At 70.1% G+C, this 4040-nt stretch carries 4 protein-coding genes; 3 read left to right on the top strand and 1 reads right to left on the bottom strand.

All coding sequences use genetic code 11. The annotated features are described in order from the left end of the window. The 3 genes from HUU96_RS12665 to HUU96_RS12655 all read left to right on the top strand — a co-directional run. Positions 1 to 492 (top strand): sulfite exporter TauE/SafE family protein (locus HUU96_RS12665; RefSeq protein WP_174293128.1); only part of this gene is annotated, 492 nt, incomplete at its 5' end. Then, positions 489 to 1250 carry a TIGR02186 family protein gene (locus tag HUU96_RS12660; protein ID WP_174293127.1) on the top strand — a complete coding sequence of 254 codons (762 nt, stop codon included), beginning with the start codon at positions 489 to 491 and terminating at the stop codon, positions 1248 to 1250. The genes HUU96_RS12665 and HUU96_RS12660, both read left to right, overlap by 4 nt. Positions 1251 to 1357: 107 nt before the next feature. Further along, positions 1358 to 3028, top strand: a complete 1671-nt coding sequence (locus tag HUU96_RS12655) for an ATP-binding protein (RefSeq protein WP_174293126.1) — start codon at positions 1358 to 1360, stop codon at positions 3026 to 3028. An 80-nt stretch (positions 3029 to 3108) separates the two neighbouring features. On the opposite strand, the gene HUU96_RS12650 is transcribed toward HUU96_RS12655, so the two are convergent. Then, a partial coding sequence (locus tag HUU96_RS12650; RefSeq protein ID WP_174293125.1) for a M23 family metallopeptidase occupies positions 3109 to 4040 on the bottom strand: 932 nt, incomplete at its 5' end.

Raw genomic sequence — 4040 nt, 5'->3', positions numbered from 1 at the left:
GGCACCGCCCGGCCGCGCGCGGCCAAGCGCCGCCACCACCCGCTGGTCGCGGCGCTGCCTTTCCGGACGCGCTTCTACAAGTCGGGGCTGTATATCTCGCCGCTCGCGCCGCTGCTGCTCGGCGTCTTCACCGGGGTGCTCACCGTCCTGCTCGGCGTCGGCGGCGGCTTCGTGCTGGTGCCGGCGATGGTCTATCTGCTCGGCATGGCGACCGCGGTGGTGATCGGCACCTCGCTGTTCCAGACCCTGTTCGTCACCGCCGCGGCGACGATGATCCACGCCACCACGACGCACGCGGTCGACATCGTGCTGGCCGCACTGCTGCTGGTCGGCTCGGTGACCGGCGCGCAGATCGGCGCGCGGCTGGCGGTGCGGCTCCGGCCCGATTACCTGCGGCTGCTGCTGGCGCTGCTGGTGCTGGCGGTGGGGCTGCGCATTTTCCTGGGGCTGGTTTGGCAGCCGGAAGCGATCTTCACCGTCGAGCTGACGTGAGGCGGGCGTTCGCCCTTGCCGCGACGCTGCCGCTGCTGGTGGGCGCGGGCAAGCCGGTGCTGGTGCCCGACGTGTCGCAGCGCGAGATCGAGATCGCGTACAGCTTCACCGGCGCACAGCTGCTGCTGTTCGGAGCGATCCTCTATCCCGGCGGGCGGCGGCCGAGCGACCGCACCCCGACCGATGTGGTGGTGGTGGTCAAGGGCCCGACCCAGGCGATCCTGGTGCGCGAGAAGGAGAAGGTCGCGGGCCTGTGGGTCAATGCCGACCGGCTGCGCTATGCGTCCGCGCCCAGCTTCTATGCCATTGCCTCGTCGCGGCCGGTGCCGCGGCTGCTCGACGAGCGGACGCGGGCGATCTACGAGCTGGGGCTCGACAGCCTGCAGCTCTCCCCCGCCTCCAGCGCCGCGCCCGACATGCAGGCGCGCTTCCAGCAGGGGCTGGTCGACCTCAAGCGCCGTAGCGGCCTGTATGTCGAGGACCCGGGCGCGGTGTCGATCGCCGATGGCGTCCTCTATCGCGCGCGCGTCACCATCCCGGCGCGCGTGCCGGTGGGGCGCTTCACCGCCGAGACCTTCCTGATCCGCGACGGCCATGTCCTCGCCGCCGCCATTCGCGCGATCGACATCCGCAAGTCTGGCTTTGAACGCCAGGTCGCACGCGCGGCGGTGCGGTGGAGCTGGGTCTACGGCCTAGCCGCAGTGGCGCTGTCGGTGCTGCTCGGCTGGACGGCAGGCTGGGTCGCGCGGCGGCTTTGAGCCGGGGAAGCTGCTGAGCTGGGCCGATTTCTTCTGCTTCCTCCAGCCCGATCAACGCGATCTTAACCGTCGCGGGCTAGCTCCGCCGGCAAAGGGGTCGCCTGCTCATGAACGACATGCCCAATGCCGACGCCTTCCGCGCCGCGATGCCGTACCATCCGCTCGGCCGCAGTCGGCCGGATGCCGGCATGTTGGGCATCGTCCTGTCGATCGCGGGCGGGTCGAGCCGGGTGCTGCTCGACCAGGCGCTGGTCGAGGCGCAGGCACTGTCATCCGACGCCATCGCCGCCAATGCCGGCCAGGTCGGCAGCCAGATCAAGCTGCGGGTCGGCGCGCGATGGCTGGTCGCCAACGTCCGCAGCCTCGCGCTGGAGGATGTCGCCTCGGGCCGCATCGTCGCCGATATCGACTTCCTGGGCGAGGGCGACGAGGAGCGGCTGACCGGCAAGCTCTACAATTTCCGGCGCGGCGTCACCTGCTATCCGCTGCCGGGCTGCGAGGTGTTCGCGGTGAGCGCCGCCGACCTGAAACAGGTCTACGCAGCCGAGGACCGCGCGCATATCGAGATCGGCCACGTCTATCCCACCCGCGACATCCGCGCCGCGCTGTATGTCGACGCGATGCTCGGCAAGCATTTCGCGCTGGTCGGCTCGACCGGCACCGGCAAGTCCACCGCGGCGGCGCTGATCCTCCATCGTATCTGCGAGCTGGCCCCCGAGGGCCATATCGTCATGATCGACCCGCACGGCGAATATGCCGCCGCCTTCCAGGGGCGCGGTGCGATCTTCGACGTCACCAACCTCGCCATGCCGTACTGGCTGATGAACTTCGAGGAGCATTGCGAGGTCTTCCTGACCAGCGACGGCTCCGACCAGCAGATCGACGCCGACATCCTCGCCAAATGCCTGCTCGCCGCCCGCCAGAAGAACCGGCTGGGGCAGGAGATCGCCAAGCTGACGGTCGACGCGCCGATCCCCTACCTGCTGTCAGACCTAACCAACCTGATCCAGGCCGAGATGGGCAAGCTGGACCGCGCCGGCGACACCGCGCCCTATCTGCGGCTCAAGACCAAGATCGACGAGATCAAGGCCGACCCGCGCTATGGCTTCATGTTCTCGGGGATGCTGGTCGCCGACACCATGGCGGACTTCCTCGCCCGCGTGTTCCGGATGCCGGGGGGTGGCAAGCCGATCTCGATCGTCGACGTGTCGGGGGTGCCGTCGGACATCACCGCGGTGGTGGTGGCGGTGCTGAGCCGCATGACCTTCGACTTCGCGATCTGGTCGCGCAACGAGGTGCAGCGGCCGGTGCTGCTCGTCTGCGAGGAGGCGCACCGCTACATCCCCAGCGAGCGCAACGCCGATCGTTCCTCGGTCGGCCGCATCCTCGGGCGGATCGCCAAGGAAGGCCGCAAATACGGCGTCAGCCTGGGGCTGATCACGCAGCGGCCGTCCGACCTGTCGGAAGGCGTGCTGTCGCAATGCGGCACGATCATCTCGATGCGGCTCAACAACGAGCGCGACCAGGCGTTCGTGCGCGGCGCGATGCCCGAGGGCGCGCGCGGCTTCCTCGACTCGATCCCGGCGCTGCGCAATCGCGAGTGCATCATCTGCGGCGAGGGCGTCACCATCCCGATCCGCGTCGCCTTTGACGACCTGGAGGAGGCGCAGCGGCCGGCCTCGGGCGATCCGCTGTTCTCGCAGCTGTGGCGCGACGTCGGCGGCGAGGAGGGCATCATCACCCGCACCGTCCAGCGCTGGCGGGCGCAGGGGAAGTAAATGCCGATCAGCGACCTGCCGGGGGCAGGTCGCAGACGTTTACTCGGCACGCGAAGCGGGCCGCGCGCCGGCCGCATGGGCTACTTCCCCGGCTTCACCGCCATCAGGCTCGCCACCCGCGCCTTGAACGCGACCAGCGCCTCGCCCGTCAGCCGCTCGACGCTGTCGAACGACATCTGCTGCGGGTTGACCGCGATGCCGTTCTTCCACACCTCCCAATGGAGATGCGGCCCGGTGGACAGGCCGGTCGAGCCGACAAAGCCGATCACCTCGCCGCGCCGCACCGACTCGCCGGGCCGCACCGCGATGCGGCTGAGGTGGCGATAGGCGGTGGCCAGCGTCGGCGTGTGCACCAGCTCGATAAAATTGCCCGATCCGCCCGTCCAGCCGGTCCTGCGCACCCGGCCCTCGACCACGGCATAGACCGGCGTGCCGGTCGGCGCGCCGATGTCGAGGCCCTTGTGCATCCGGCTGAAGCCCAGGATCGGGTGGAAGCGCATCCCGAAGCCGGAGGTGATGTGGCCGGCGACCGGCATCGCCATCTCGCCGCGCCGCTCGGTCTGGCCGTCGGCGTCGAACCACTCGTCATGGCCGCCCTGCATCCAGCGGACCAGCCGCGTCGCCTTGCCGCCCTGGTCGAGCCCGGCGAACAACAGCCCACCCAGCCGGGTCTCGCCGGTGGCGGCATGGGCGCGCTCGATAACAAGGTCGTAGCTGTCGGCGGCGTTGACATCGCGGCCGATCGACAGCCGCGTCGCGAGCGCCTTGATGAAGCCCTCCGCCGCCTTGGCGGGAGCACCGGCCGCGCGCAGCGAGCGGTACAGGCTCGACCCGACCAGCCCCTGCAGCCGCCACGGCGTCGTGTCGACGGCAATCGGCTTGCGCGTCAGGGTCAGCCCGCCGGCGCTGCGGGTCAGGGTCAGGGCAAGGTCGAAGCGCGCCCGGATCGACAGCGCGTCGAGCGGGCGCGGCACCAGCTTGCTCGGCCGGCGGCCCAACGTCAGCGCGATCC

This window comes from Sphingomonas bacterium (genome assembly GCF_903644135.1).
Taxonomy (GTDB): Bacteria; Pseudomonadota; Alphaproteobacteria; order Sphingomonadales; family Sphingomonadaceae; genus Sphingomonas.
This window is presented reverse-complemented; position numbering and strand designations above follow the sequence as displayed.